At 72.6% G+C, this 12,993-nt stretch carries 12 protein-coding genes and 1 riboswitch; of the genes, 7 read left to right on the forward strand and 5 right to left on the reverse strand.

All coding sequences use genetic code 11. The features are described 5' to 3' along the window. The 7 genes from AC07FV_RS29270 (at position 1) to AC07FV_RS29300 (ending at position 6,913) form a co-directional block, all read left to right on the forward strand. Positions 1-516, forward strand: a complete 516-nt coding sequence (locus tag AC07FV_RS29270; protein ID WP_383645693.1) for an Lrp/AsnC family transcriptional regulator — start codon at positions 1-3, stop codon at positions 514-516. A 2-nt stretch (positions 517-518) separates the two neighbouring features. Further along, on the forward strand, positions 519-1,886 hold the full coding sequence (locus AC07FV_RS29275; protein WP_383645695.1) for an aspartate aminotransferase family protein: 1,368 nt from the start codon (positions 519-521) through the stop codon (positions 1,884-1,886). Positions 1,887-2,095: 209 nt separating this feature from the next. Continuing rightward, positions 2,096-2,917 (forward strand): ABC transporter ATP-binding protein, encoded by an 822-nt coding sequence (locus tag AC07FV_RS29280; protein WP_479090410.1) that lies wholly within the window; start codon positions 2,096-2,098, stop codon positions 2,915-2,917. Beyond that, positions 2,899-4,335, forward strand: a complete 1,437-nt coding sequence (locus tag AC07FV_RS29285; protein ID WP_479090411.1) for a hypothetical protein — start codon at positions 2,899-2,901, stop codon at positions 4,333-4,335. The genes AC07FV_RS29280 and AC07FV_RS29285 overlap by 19 nt, the downstream gene beginning before the upstream one ends. A 144-nt stretch (positions 4,336-4,479) precedes the next feature. Then, complete coding sequence (locus tag AC07FV_RS29290) at positions 4,480-4,887, forward strand: VOC family protein (protein ID WP_479090413.1); 408 nt, start codon at positions 4,480-4,482, stop codon at positions 4,885-4,887. A 26-nt stretch (positions 4,888-4,913) separates the two neighbouring features. Continuing rightward, entirely contained in the window at positions 4,914-6,047 is a 1,134-nt protein-coding gene (locus AC07FV_RS29295) for an LOG family protein (protein WP_479090414.1), read from the forward strand. 155 nt (positions 6,048-6,202) lie between these two features. Further along, positions 6,203-6,913: an LAETG motif-containing sortase-dependent surface protein gene (locus AC07FV_RS29300; RefSeq protein ID WP_479090415.1), complete on the forward strand. Its 711-nt coding sequence runs from the start codon at positions 6,203-6,205 to the stop codon at positions 6,911-6,913. Between the two features lie 110 nt (positions 6,914-7,023). Here AC07FV_RS29300 and AC07FV_RS29305 read toward each other — a convergent pair whose 3' ends face one another. The 5 genes from AC07FV_RS29305 to rlmN all read right to left on the reverse strand — a co-directional run bounded on the left by AC07FV_RS29305 (position 7,024) and on the right by rlmN (position 12,951). Continuing rightward, entirely contained in the window at positions 7,024-7,824 is an 801-nt protein-coding gene (locus AC07FV_RS29305) for a maleylpyruvate isomerase family mycothiol-dependent enzyme (protein WP_479090416.1), read from the reverse strand. Between the two features lie 24 nt (positions 7,825-7,848). Further along, positions 7,849-8,868, reverse strand: a complete 1,020-nt coding sequence (locus AC07FV_RS29310) for an ABC transporter ATP-binding protein (RefSeq protein ID WP_479090418.1) — start codon at positions 8,866-8,868, stop codon at positions 7,849-7,851. 2 nt (positions 8,869-8,870) lie between these two features. After that, on the reverse strand, positions 8,871-10,541 hold the full coding sequence (locus tag AC07FV_RS29315) for an ABC transporter permease (protein ID WP_479090419.1): 1,671 nt from the start codon (positions 10,539-10,541) through the stop codon (positions 8,871-8,873). Further along, entirely contained in the window at positions 10,517-11,602 is a 1,086-nt protein-coding gene (locus AC07FV_RS29320) for a thiamine ABC transporter substrate-binding protein (RefSeq protein WP_479090421.1), read from the reverse strand. Before AC07FV_RS29320 ends, AC07FV_RS29315 begins: the two co-directional genes overlap by 25 nt. A 79-nt stretch (positions 11,603-11,681) precedes the next feature. Further along, a riboswitch (TPP riboswitch) is annotated at positions 11,682-11,787 on the reverse strand. Positions 11,788-11,844: 57 nt separating this feature from the next. Then, positions 11,845-12,951 carry a dual-specificity RNA methyltransferase RlmN gene (gene rlmN, locus AC07FV_RS29325; RefSeq protein WP_356612260.1) on the reverse strand — a complete coding sequence of 369 codons (1,107 nt, stop codon included), beginning with the start codon at positions 12,949-12,951 and terminating at the stop codon, positions 11,845-11,847. Positions 12,952-12,993: the final 42 nt, after the last annotated feature.

A 12,993-nucleotide genomic window follows, 5' to 3' on the forward strand; every position in this document is an offset into this window, starting at 1 on the left:
GTGCACAGTGAAGCCGTGGCCAGTCGAAGCGCAGACCAGAGGGACTCCCGCGAGTCCAGGAGCGGCGGTCCCCAGTTGGACGCCGTCTCCCTCGCCATCATCGAGCAGCTCCAGGAAGACGGCCGCCGGCCGTACGCCGCCATCGGCAAGGCCGTGGGCCTCTCCGAGGCGGCCGTGCGCCAGCGCGTCCAGAAGCTGCTCGACCAGGGCGTGATGCAGATCGTCGCCGTGACGGACCCGCTCACCGTGGGCTTCCGCCGCCAGGCGATGGTCGGTGTGAACGTCGAGGGTGACGTGGAGTCCGTGGCCGACGCGCTGACGGCCCTGTCCGAATGCGAGTACGTGGTGATGACCGCGGGCTCCTTCGACCTCATGGTGGAGGTCGTCTGCGAGGACGACGACCACCTCCTGGAGGTCATCAACCGACGCATACGGGCCGTGCCCGGCGTGCGCTCCACCGAGAGCTTCGTCTACATGAAGCTCAAGAAGCAGACCTATATGTGGGGAACCCGATAATCGTGAGCACCGACAAGGACCTCAGCAGGACCGCGTACGACCACCTGTGGATGCACTTCACCCGCATGTCGTCGTACGAGAACGCCCCCGTCCCCACCATCGTCCGCGGTGAGGGCACCCACATCTACGACGACAAGGGCAGGCGCTACCTCGACGGCCTCGCCGGCCTGTTCGTGGTCCAGGCCGGACACGGCCGCACCGAGCTGGCCGAGACCGCCGCCAAGCAGGCGCAGGAGCTGGCCTTCTTCCCGGTGTGGTCCTACGCACACCCGAAGGCCGTAGAGCTGGCCGAGCGCCTCGCGAACGAGGCCCCCGGCGACCTCAACAAGGTCTTCTTCACCACCGGCGGCGGTGAGGCGGTCGAGACCGCCTGGAAGCTCGCGAAGCAGTACTTCAAGCTGACCGGCAAGCCGACCAAGTACAAGGTCATCTCCCGCGCGGTCGCCTACCACGGCACCCCGCAGGGCGCCCTCTCCATCACCGGTCTGCCGGCCCTCAAGGCCCCCTTCGAGCCGCTCGTCCCGGGCGCGCACAAGGTGCCGAACACCAACATCTACCGCGCCCCGATCCACGGCGACGACCCCGAGGCCTACGGCCGCTGGGCCGCCGACCAGATCGAGCAGCAGATCCTCTTCGAGGGCCCGGAGACGGTCGCGGCCGTCTTCCTGGAGCCGGTGCAGAACGCCGGCGGCTGCTTCCCGCCCCCGCCCGGGTACTTCCAGCGGGTGCGCGAGATCTGCGACCAGTACGACGTGCTGCTCGTCTCGGACGAGGTCATCTGCGCCTTCGGCCGCCTGGGCACGACCTTCGCCTGCGACAAGTTCGGCTACGTGCCGGACATGATCACCTGCGCCAAGGGCATGACCTCGGGCTACTCCCCGATCGGCGCCTGCATCATCTCCGACCGCCTGGCCGAGCCGTTCTACAAGGGCGACAACACCTTCCTGCACGGCTACACCTTCGGCGGCCACCCGGTCTCCGCCGCGGTCGGCATCGCCAACCTCGACCTGTTCGAGCGCGAGGGCCTCAACCAGCACGTGCTGGACAACGAGGGCAACTTCCGCGCGACCCTGGAGAAGCTCCTCGACCTGCCGATCGTCGGCGACGTCCGCGGCAACGGCTTCTTCTACGGCATCGAGCTGGTCAAGGACAAGGCCACCAAGGAGTCGTTCAACGACGAGGAGACCGAGCGGATCCTCTACGGCTTTCTGTCGAAGGCGCTCTTCGACAACGGCCTGTACTGCCGGGCCGACGACCGCGGTGACCCGGTCATCCAGCTCGCCCCGCCGCTGATCTCCACCCAGGAGACCTTCGACGAGATCGAGCAGATCCTGCGCGCCACGCTGACGGAGGCGTGGACCAAGCTCTGATCCCCCTCTCGGGCGATCATCCCCTCGGATGATCGCCCCGGCCCCGGTGTCGCCCGATCGAGTGAGAAACGGCGGCCCGGGGCCGCGTGCTGTCCGGCCTCCTCCCGCCGACTGCCTACGGTGCCCAGTGACCGATCGGCCCCGCCCCTCGCGTCCCCCGGACGGGGGACGCGACCGGGGAAAACGGATCAGAACCGAGGTGTACGCCCATGGAGGCCCCGCCGGACAACGACGTGCTCTGGGCCCGCGCCCTGCACTTCCAGCACCACGACGGCTCCCCCGCGCTCCAAGGCGTGTCGCTCGGTGTCCGCGAGGGCGAGATCCTCGCCGTGAGCGGCCCGCGCGGCAGCGGCAAGACCACTCTGCTGCGCTGCCTGTCCGGACTGGTGCGGCCGCAGAACGGCGAGGTGTGGTTCAACAGCGTGCCGGTGCACACCCTGGGCCCGCTCAGGCGCGAGCGACTGCGCCGCGACCGGTTCGGCTGGATCGACCCCGCCCCCGCCCTCGTCCCGGAGCTGAGCGTCTGGGAGAACACCGCCCTCCCCCTCATGCTGCGCGGCACCGGGCGGCGCCGGGCCAGGACCTGCGCCCTGGAGTGGCTGGAGCGCCTCGACGTCGGCGCGAAGGCCCGCCGGCGCCCGCACCAGCTCCACCAGGCCGAACGGCAGCGGGTCTGCATCGCCCGCGCGCTCGCCGTCGCCCCCGCGGTCCTCTTCGCCGACGAGCCGACCGCCCCCCTGCACCGGGCCGACCGCGCGCACGTCCTGCGCACGCTCACCACGGCGGCCCGCTCGCACGGCATCACCGTCCTCCTCGCCACGCACGACGCGCAGACCGCCGCCCTGGCGGACCGCACGGTCGCGCTGCTGGACGGGCGGCGGGTGCGGACCGTGCACCTGCCGCCGGTCGCCGAGACGACGGTGGCCACGGGGGCCACAGGGCCCGACGGGGCCTCGGGCTCGTCCGGCCGCTCCGGCTCCTCCGGCCCCTCCGGAACGGAAGGCCTGGCGGCGTGCTCGCTCTCCGCCTGACCCGCGCCGCCCACCTCGCCGTCCACGTGCGCCGCCTGCTGGTCGCGGTGGCATCGGCGGGCACGGGCTTCCTGCTGCTGAGCGCCCTCGGTCACGCGCTGACCCACCCGGACACCCCGGGCGCCTCCGCGCTCCGCCTGGCCTGGTGCACGGCGCCGCTGGCCGCGACGGCGTACCTCGCCGTCGCGGTGGCCCGCACCGACCCCGGCACCCGGCCGCGCCCCGGGCTGTCGGCGATCGGCCTGGGCGCCGGCCGGCTGATGGCCGTCTCCGCGACGACCACGGCCCTGGCCGCCGGGCTCGGCTCGGTCGCGGCCCTCCTCTGCTTCCTCCAACTGCGCGGCGACCTGGCGGGCACCCCCTTCCGCGGCGACGTTACCGACGCCCTGGCCGTCGGTCAGTCCCTCCCCCTCCCGGCCGCCCTGACGCTGCTGGCCCTGGTCCCGGCCACGGCGTCGGCCGCCGTCGCGCTGACGCTGCGCCCGCGCGAACCCCGCCCCGCCCCGGCCTCCGGTTCCCGCCGCTACGGCCGTTTCGGCGCGTACGGCTGGGGCGCGGCCCGCGAGACCTTCGGCACCTACGGCCGCTTCGGCGCCCGCTGGGCACCGGCGGCTGCGGTCGCGGGAGGCGGCGCGACGGCCCCGACGCAGCCCGCGGGCGGCCCCGAGACCGGGGTGGCGCTGCTGGACGCCGGCGGTCCCCCCTCCGGTACGGGCGCCCCGCAGGCACCGGCCGGCCTCGCGGACCTCGCCGACACGGCGGACGGCCGCCCCAGGGCAGCGGCGGACGGCCCGCCGTCGGCGCCGGACGCCCCGTCCGCGCCCCGCCCCCAGAGCACCACCGCCCTTCCCTGGGGCATCGCCGTCCTGACCGCGGGCCTCGCGGTGGAGACCTACGCCGGCGACACGACCGCCGCCACGGCGGACACCGCCCCGTCCGCCGGTGTCCTCGTCGGCTGGGTCCTCACCGCCCTGGGCCTCGCCCTGGCCGGCCCCGGCCTCACCCACCTGTGCGGCCGGCTGCTCCAGGCGGTCCGTCCCGGCGCGCTGCGCCTGCTGGCCGGCCGGGTCCTCATGGAGGAGGCGCACCGCATCGGCCGCCCGCTCGGCGTCGTCTGCGCCGTGGTCTCCGCGGCCTGGGCGGCGGCCAGGCTGTACGACGCGGACGGCCAGGCCGTCGGCCCCCTGAGCACCCTCGGCGCCCTGCTCGTGGCCGGCTGCACGGTGGCCACCCTCCTGACCGCGGCCGTCGAGGCCAAGCACGCCCGCGCCGACACCACGGACGCCCTGCTGCGGCTGGGCGCGCCCCCGGCGACCCTGCGCGCCGCGGCCGCCGTACGGGCCGGCGCCCTGCTCGCCCTGTTCGGTCCACTGACCCTGGTCGTCGCGCAGTTGGCGTCCCTGCCGCTGAGCCGTTGACCCGCTGACCCGCTGACCCGCCGCAGAAAACTTCTCGAAGAAAATCGCACGTCGGCGATGAGTTCCGGGCGCCTCCCGCGTCTAACCCTTCGAACAGCACGACAGCAGCACGACAGCAGCAGGACACCGACGGGAGAGGCCCCCATGTACCAGCAGATGATCTTCGTGAACCTGGCCACCAACGACCTCGACGCCTCGAAGAAGTTCTTCACCGGGCTCGGTTACGAGATCAACGCCCAGTTCAGCGACGACACCACCGCGTCGATCCCGCTCAGCGAGACCATCGTCGTGATGGTGCACACCCCGGAGAAGTACCGCCAGTTCACGAAGAAGGAGATCGTGGACTCCGCGAAGAGCAGCGAGGTGCTGCTCGCGCTGAGCGCCGAGAGCCGCGAGAAGGTCGACGAGCTGGTGGAGAAGGCGGTCGCGGCCGGCGGCTCGGTCTCCGGCGAGACCCAGGACCACGGGTTCATGTACGGCCGCGCCTTCGACGACGTCGACGGCCACACCTTCGAGGTCGTGTGGATGGACCCGGCGGCGGTCGAGGGCTGAGCGGACCCCACGCCTAGCATGGGCGGGTGGATCCGACGACACCCGCCCAGCCCCAGTCCCACCACGCCTCGCACGACCGGGAGATCGAGAGCCTCGCCGAGTTCGACCGGGTCGTCTCGGCGCACGGCACGCTCGCCCACTACCGCGTCCAGGCCGTCGACCTGACGGCCCGTACGGACGCCCTGATGTCCGCGGACCCCACGGGCGCCGTCTTCCTCGGCTGCGCGATGGACCCCGGGGCCGCCGCCCGGGTGCGTGCCGCGGGCGCCCTGGTCTTCCCGCCCATACCGGGCCTGCCCTTCGACCCGTACCGGGCGCGCGTCTACTCCCCCGAGGAGCTGTACGCCCGGCTCGACGAGGGCTACGGGGCCACCCCGGACGCCCTCGCCCACGACTGGTTCCAGCAGACCAGGTCCGACGGCGACGTCTTCGCCTCCATGCTGCGCGCCATCCACGACGACGCCGTCTCCGACGCGGTCGACGAACTCCTCGCCGGCGCCCGGGTGGTGGGGGTCATGGGCGGTCACGCCATGGCGCGCGGCACCAGGCCGTACGCGGGCGCCGCGCGCCTGGGCCGGGAGCTGACCCGCGCCGGGTTCACCGTGGCGACCGGCGGCGGCCCGGGCGCGATGGAGGCGGCCAACCTCGGCGCCTACGCCGCCCCGTTCGGCGACGGGATGCTGGACGACGCCCTGCTGCTCCTGGCCGAGGTCGCGTCGTTCACTCCGTCGGTCACCGACTGGGCGCGCTCCGCCTTCGAGATCCGCGACCGCTGGCCCGGCGGCGGCGCCTCGGTCGGCATCCCGACCTGGTTCTACGGCCACGAGCCGCCCAACGCCTTCGCCGCGCACATCGCCAAGTACTTCGCCAACGCCACCCGCGAGGACGGCCTGCTGGCCCGCTCGAACGCGGGCGTGGTCTTCCTGCCGGGCGCCGCCGGCACCGTGCAGGAGATCTTCGACAACGCCACGCCGAACTACTACGAGTCGCGCGGCGAGCCCACGCCCATGGTGCTCGTGGACCGGGCGCACTGGACGGAGCGGCTGCCGGCGTGGCCCCTGCTCACGTCCCTCGCCTCGGGGCGGACCATGGAGTCCCGGATCGCGTTGGTCGACCGGATCGAGGAAGCTCCGGAGGCGCTGAAACGTCTGGGCGGTTAATAAGACGGTAAAGCCAAGTCCCTTGACGGGCATATGCGTTGACACTGCTTATGCATCGCTTATAGACCAGTGAGGCTCGTGGGTGTGCTGATGCCGCGACAACGGTGTCGGCACCCTCTCCACCCCCCGCATCCGCGCTCCCGTAAAGGACCAACGTGGCAGTCCTGTCCATAATCAGCCGCACGGCATCACGCCGTAGCGTCCGCGCCCTCGGTGTCGCCTCCGCCTCGGTGGCCCTGGCCGTCGGCGCCGCCGGCACCGCCCTGGCCTGCGACATCAGCGAGTTCTCCGCCGCCGCCAAGTGCGAGGGCGGCAAGGGTGTCATCACGGTCACCGACGTGGACCCGGCCGGTATCCCCGCCACCGTCACCGTCCACCTGCAGAACAACGGCGCCGACATCGAGAAGATCGGCGAGCAGGTGGTCAAGGGCTCGCGCGAGGGCACCACCATCACCTTCGCCGCCGACTGGAAGCCGAACGCCGAGTACCGCATCCACGTCAAGGCCGACAAGTACGTGGACGAGGACATCAAGCCGAACCTCGTGACCCCGTCGACCCCGTGCGCGACGGAGGGGACGCCGACCCCGACGCCGTCGGAGAGCTCCTCCACCCCGGCCGAGGAGACGGAGACGCCGGCCCCGGCCCCGTCGACGTCCGCCCCCGCGCCGGCGGAGAGCGAGAGCACCGCTCCGGCGGCCGTGCCGAGCAACGCGCCGTCCCCGGCGGCCGGTGACTCCAACCTCGCCGAGACCGGTGCCAACTCCAACACCGGCATGATCGCCGGCATCGCGGCGGCCCTCGTCGCGATCGGTGGCGGCGCGGTCTTCTTCGGCCTGCGCCGTCGCGGGGCGGGCGGCAACCGCTGACGTCGCACGCCCGTCGCGGCACCGGTGGCCCGTCCCCTGCCCGGGGCGGGCCACCGTCGCGTCACGGCCCACGGCCGGGCCCGGCGGCGGACCGGACCGCGGGCGCCGGCTCAGCCGAACGTCGCCCTGGCCAGCCAGAGGTCCAGCAGGCCGCGGTCGCCGAGCACCTGGAGCCCGGGGGCGTCCGGCGGGAGCCTGCGGTAGAAGGCCAGCAGCACGTCCGTGAGCGGCCCGCGCAGTGCCACGGTCGCCTTCTCGTGGCCGCGGCGCCAGGTCACCCCCTCCTCACGCAGTTCGATGAGCCACTCGGCGTTCACGTCGTCGCCGGCATCGGTGGCGTGCAGGTGAATGCTCCGGCCCGGGACCCGCAGCTCCTTCGCCGGTCCGTCCGGGAACACCCGCTGCACGAACCGCACGATCTCCAGCCACTCGTCGATCGCGTCGGCGGCCACGTCGGCCGCGACCGCCTCGAGGGGCCGTCCCGCCGCGAGGGCCGCGTCGACCCCGTGGACGAGGAGTTCGTGCGTCGTACGGCGGGCCCAGAAGCCCGCGGTGTGGTCCCCGAACCACGACCACGCCCGCCCGTCCGGTCCGGCCTCGCGCAGCGCGTGCACGGCCTTCGCGCCGGACTCCGCCAGCCACTCGTCCAGTGCGGCGGCGTCCCCGCGCGTCGGCGGCCCTCCGGACCCGGGCGCCGAGTCGACCGGAACCTCCTCCTCGGCGCGGGTACGGACGATCAGCTCCACCCAGCACAGGGCGCGGCCGACATGCCGTACGAGGTCCTCCAGAGACCAGTCCGGGCAGGTCGGCACGGTGGCCGACAGGTCGGCACCGGACCCGACGACGGCCCGCAACCGCCGTATCCGTAGGGCGGTTTCGTCGCAGTAGCGCTCATGGGCGAGGAGTGTCATGCCCGCGACCCTACGGTCGGGCGATCATCCGAGCACGACGATTTCCGCCCCGTCGAACTCCACCCCGACCACGTCCCCCACCTCCGGCGCCGCCCGCAGCGCGCACGCGGCCTCCAGGCGCGGGGCGTTTTCGGGCTGGAGGTGGACGGCGACGTGGGTGCCCCGGAAGGTGCGGGCGGTGACCGTGCAGCGCAGGCCGGCGTCGGCGGACGCCAGGCGGACCCCGGAGGGTCGGACCAGCAGGTCCCGCACTCCCTGCGGGGCGTCCTCGGGAACCGGCACCTTGCCCCACGGCGTGTCGCCGCTCTGCCCGGTGACCGTCGCCTCCACCACGTTGTCGAAGCCGAGGAAGCGGGCCACGAACGCGTCGGCCGGCCGCTGCCACACCTCCAGCGGCGTCCCCGCCTGGGCGATCCGCCCGTCCCGCATCACCACCACCCGGTCGGCGAGCGCGAAGGCCTCGCCCTGGTCGTGCGTCACGGCGAGCACGGTGGTGCCCAGCCGGCCGAACAGCTCCCGCAGTTCGACGACGAGACGCTCCCGCAGCGAGCGGTCGAGCTGGCCGAGCGGCTCGTCCAGCATCAGCAGCCGGGGTCGGGGCGCCAGCGCGCGGGCCAGCGCCACCCGCTGCTGCTCACCGCCGGAGAGCGCGGCGACGGACCGGCGGGCGGCGTCCGGCAGCCCGACCAGCTCCAGCAACTCGCCCACCCTGGCGCGCTGTTCCTCGCGCGAGGCGCCGCGCATCCGGGGCCCGAAGGCGATGTTCCCCGCCACGTCCCGCTGCGGGAAGAGCTGGTGGTCCTGGAACATCAGCCCCACCTCCCGCCGGTGTGCGGGCACCGCGGCCTGGTCCCGCCCGTCGAGCACCACCCGGCCGGCGTCCAGCGGCTGGAGCCCGGCGACCGCGCGCAGCAGCGTCGACTTGCCGCTGCCGCTGGGCCCCAGCACACACACCACCTGGTGCTCGGCGACCGCCAGGTCGACGGAGTCGAGCACCGCCCGCCCACCGAAGCGGACGGTCGCGCCCTCAAGGCTCAAAGGCATCCCTAGAACTCCCCGCTCCGGTCGGTCCGCAGCCGCTCCAGCACCACCAGGGCCACGGCGCACACCAGCATCAGAATCGTCGAAAGGGCCATGGCCTGGCCGTAGTTCATGTCCCCGGGCCGTCCCAGCAGCCGGGCCACGGCGACCGGCAGCGTCGGGCTGTCCGGCCTCGCGATGAAGACGGTGGCCCCGAACTCCCCGAGCGACACCGCGAAGGCGAACCCGGCCGCGACCAGCAGGGCCCGGCGCACCATCGGCAGGTCCACCTCGCGCCACACCCGCCAGGGCGACGCCCCGAGCACGGACGCCGCCTCCCTCAGCCGTACGTCCACCGCCCGCAGCACCGGCAGCATCGTGCGCACGACGAAGGGGACGCCGACCAGTGCCTGCGCGAGCGGTACCAGGATCCAGGTCGACCGGAGGTCCAGCGGGGGTTCGTCCAGCGCGATCAGGAAGCCGAAGCCGACCGTCACGGCGGACACCCCGAGCGGCAGCATCAGCAGCGCGTCGAAACCGCGCACGAAACGTCCCGCGTCACGCCGGGTGAGCGCGGTGGCGGCCAGCGCGCCGATCACCACGGCGATGACGGTGGCGGCGAGGGCGTACCGGAGGGAGTTGCCGATCGCCTCGATCGGCGGGACGAGGAAGGCGCCGCCGTCCGCGTGGGTCAGCGCCCGGTAGTAGCCGAAGCCGGACGCGCCGAGCGAGCGCTGCACCAGTACCGCCAGCGGCAGCAGGACGAGTCCGGCGACGGTGAGCAGCACTCCGGCCAGCAGCGCCCACTGCCCGGCCCCGCGCGGGCGGTGCGCCGTCCGGGCGGCGTCCACCAGGCGCAGGGCCGTCTCCCGCCGCCGTACCGTCCAGGCGTGCACGGCGAGGACGGCGGCGACCGCAGCGAACTGGATCATGGTGAGTACGGCGGCCGTGGACAGGTCGAAGACCTGCGAGGTCTGCCGGTAGATCTCCACCTCCAGGGTGGAGAAGGTGGGCCCGCCGAGGATCTGGACGACGCCGAAGGAGGTGAAGGTGAACAGGAACACCATCAGCGCGGCGGCGGCCACGGCGGGCCCGAGCGCGGGCAGCGTGACCGTCCGCCAGGCGGTGAGGCGGGACGCGCCGAGCATCCGCGCGGCCTCCTCCTGCCGGGGGTCGAGCTGCGACCAGAGGCCGCCGACGGTGCGCACGACGACCGCGTAGTTGAAGAAGACGTGCGCGAGCAGGATCGCCCACACGGTGGTGTCCAGCCGCAGGCCCCACACCTCGTCGAGCAGGCCGCCGCGTCCGACCAGCGCCAGGAACGCCGTACCGACGACGACCGTCGGCAGGACGAACGGCACGGTCACCACGGCCCGCAGGAACTGCTTGCCGGGGAAGTCGAAACGGGCGAAGACGTACGCGCCGGGCAGGGCGATCACGAGGGTGAGCGCCGTGGAGGCCAGGGCCTGCCAGGTGGTGAACCACAGCACGTGCCGGACGTCGGACTGGGCCAGCACGTCCGCGATCCGCCCGAACTGCCAGGCTCCGTCGACCTTCAGCCCGCGCGCGACGATCGCGGCGACCGGGTAGGCGAAGAACACCGCGAAGAACGCGACGGGCACGGCCATCAGGCCGAGCCGCGTCACGCTCCCGCGCGCGGTGCTCCGGCGCTTCACTTCAGGACGAGCGAGGTCCACGACTTGACCCACTGGTCGCGGTGGTCGGCGATCTTCGCCGGGTCCATGGTCTGCGGGTCCTCGGCCTGCGGCCCGAACTTCCGGAACGCCTCGGGGATCCGCGCGCCCTCACGCACCGGGTAGACGAACATGTTCAACGGCATGTCGTCCTGGAACTCCTTGCTGATCAGGAAGTCGAGGAGCGCCTTGCCGCCCTCGGGGTTCGCTGCGTTCTCCAGCAGTCCCGCGTACTCGACCTGGCGGAAGCAGGTGCCCTGGGCCACGCCCGTCGGCGCGGTGGCCGGCTGCGGGTCGGCGTAGATGACCTCGGCGGGCGGGGAGGAGGCGTAGGAGACGACGAGCGGACGGTCGCCGCCGGCCTTCTTGCCGCCGGACGAACCGGAGAACTCCTCGTTGTACGCCTGCTCCCAGCTGTCGACGACCTTGACGCCGTTCGCCTTCAGCTTCTTCCAGTAGCCCTGCCAGCCCCCGTCCCCGTACTTCGCGGCGGTGCCCAGCAGGAAGCCGAGGCCGGGCGAGGAGCTGCCGGCGTTCTCGGTGACGAGCAGGTCCTTGTACCGGGGGTCGGCCAGGTCGTCGAGGGAGTCCGGCGGGGTCAGCCCGTGCTCGCGGAAGTACGCCTTGTCGTAGTTGACGCAGACGTCCCCGGTGTCGACGGGCGTGACCCGGTGCTTGTCCTGGTCGGCCCGGTACTCGGGGAGGACCAGGTCGGAGCCCTTCGCCTCGTACGGCTGGAAGATGCCGTTGTCGAGGGCGCGGGACAGCAGCGTGTTGTCGACACCGAAGAAGACGTCCCCCTGCGGGTTGTCCTTGGTGAGGATGGCCTTGTTGACGGCCTGTCCGGCGTCGCCGTCCTCCAGGACCCTGACCTTGTAGCCGGAACGCTTCTCGAAGGCGGCGATGACGTCCTTCGACGCGGCCCACGAGTCATGGCTGACCAGGGTCACGGTCTTGGGGTCGCCGGATCCCTGAGCGTCGTCCGACGACGATCCGCAGGCGGCCAGCGTGCCGACCATGCCGAGTCCGAGGGCCAGGACGCTGACCTTCTTGGTGATGCTCACTGAATTCCTCCTGGGTGACCAGGAGAAGACGCGGCCCCGCCCGGGACCCCTGGCGAGGGTCCCGGGCAGGGCGCAACAGCTCGAGTGGTGACCGATCTCCCTACCCAGAATGACCTGGGCCAGGTTCGGAGGGTCTGCGGCCGGTGCCGCACTCTCAGCGCTGTGGCGCTCCCCTGTCGGAATATGAAGATGTACTTGTACGGACCTGTGAAGACCTGCGCGTGATACTGACGCCGGTCAGGTTACCGCTCGCTCGCGGCGAGCTGACCACACGCCCCGTCGATCTCCTGGCCACGGGTGTCCCGGATCGTCACCGGCACACCGTGCGCCGCGATCGCCTCCACGAACGCCTTCTCGTCCTCGGGCCGCGAGGCGGTCCACTTCGAGCCGGGCGTCGGGTTGAGCGGGATGAGGTTGACGTGCACGGGCCTGCCCTTGAGCAGCCGCCCGAGCCGGTCACCGCGCCACGCCTGGTCGTTGATGTCGCGGATCAGCGCGTACTCGATCGACAGCCGGCGCCCCGACCGCTCCGCGTACTCGAACCCGGCGTCCAGCACCTCGCGCACCTTCCACCGCGTGTTGACCGGGACGAGGGTGTCGCGCAGCTCGTCGTCGGGCGCGTGCAGCGAGATGGCGAGGCGGCACTTGAAGCCCTCGTCGGCGAACCGGTGGATCGCCGGCACGAGGCCGACGGTGGAGACGGTGATGCCGCGCTGGGAGAGCCCCAGCCCGTCGGGCTCGGGGTCGGTGAGCCGGCGGATGGAACCGACGACGCGCTTGTAGTTGGCGAGGGGCTCGCCCATGCCCATGAACACGATGTTGCTCAGCCGGGCCGGCCCACCGGGGACCTCCCCGTCGCGCAGCGCCCGCATCCCGTCAACGATCTGGTGCACGATCTCGGCGGTGGACAGGTTCCGGTCCAGGCCGGCCTGCCCCGTGGCGCAGAACGGGCAGTTCATGCCGCAGCCCGCCTGGGAGCTGATGCACATGGTCACCCGGTCCGGGTAGCGCATCAGGACGGACTCGACGAGCGTCCCGTCGAACAGCTTCCACAGCGTCTTGCGGGTGGTGCCCTGGTCGGTCGACAGGTGCCGGACCACCGACATCAGCTCGGGCAGCAACGCCTCCCGCAGCCCCTGCCGCGAGCCGGCCGGGATGTCCGTCCACTGCTCGGGGTCGTGCGCGTACCGCGCGAAGTAGTGCTGCGAGAGCTGCTTCGCACGGAACGGCTTCTCGCCGATGGCGGCGACGGCCTCCTTGCGCTCGGCGGGCGTGAGATCGGCGAGGTGCCGCGGCGGCTTCTTGACTCCGCGCGGGGCGACGAATGTGAGTTCTCCGGGCTTAGGCATGACCTTCCCAGTGTCGCAGATCGAAACCGGGGGCCCAGGCCG

Source organism: Streptomyces sp. NPDC045956, assembly GCF_056430705.1.

Excerpts from the sequence above, each read along its gene's own strand:
- AC07FV_RS29280 (WP_479090410.1), top strand. The coding sequence starts at position 2,096 with ATGGAGGCCCCGCCGGACAACGACGTGCTCTGGGCCCGCGCCCTGCAC.
- AC07FV_RS29290 (WP_479090413.1), top strand. The coding sequence starts at position 4,480 with ATGTACCAGCAGATGATCTTCGTGAACCTGGCCACCAACGACCTCGAC.
- AC07FV_RS29305 (WP_479090416.1), bottom strand. The coding sequence starts at position 7,824 with ATGACACTCCTCGCCCATGAGCGCTACTGCGACGAAACCGCCCTACGG.
- AC07FV_RS29310 (WP_479090418.1), bottom strand. The coding sequence starts at position 8,868 with ATGCCTTTGAGCCTTGAGGGCGCGACCGTCCGCTTCGGTGGGCGGGCG.
- rlmN (WP_356612260.1), bottom strand. The coding sequence starts at position 12,951 with ATGCCTAAGCCCGGAGAACTCACATTCGTCGCCCCGCGCGGAGTCAAG.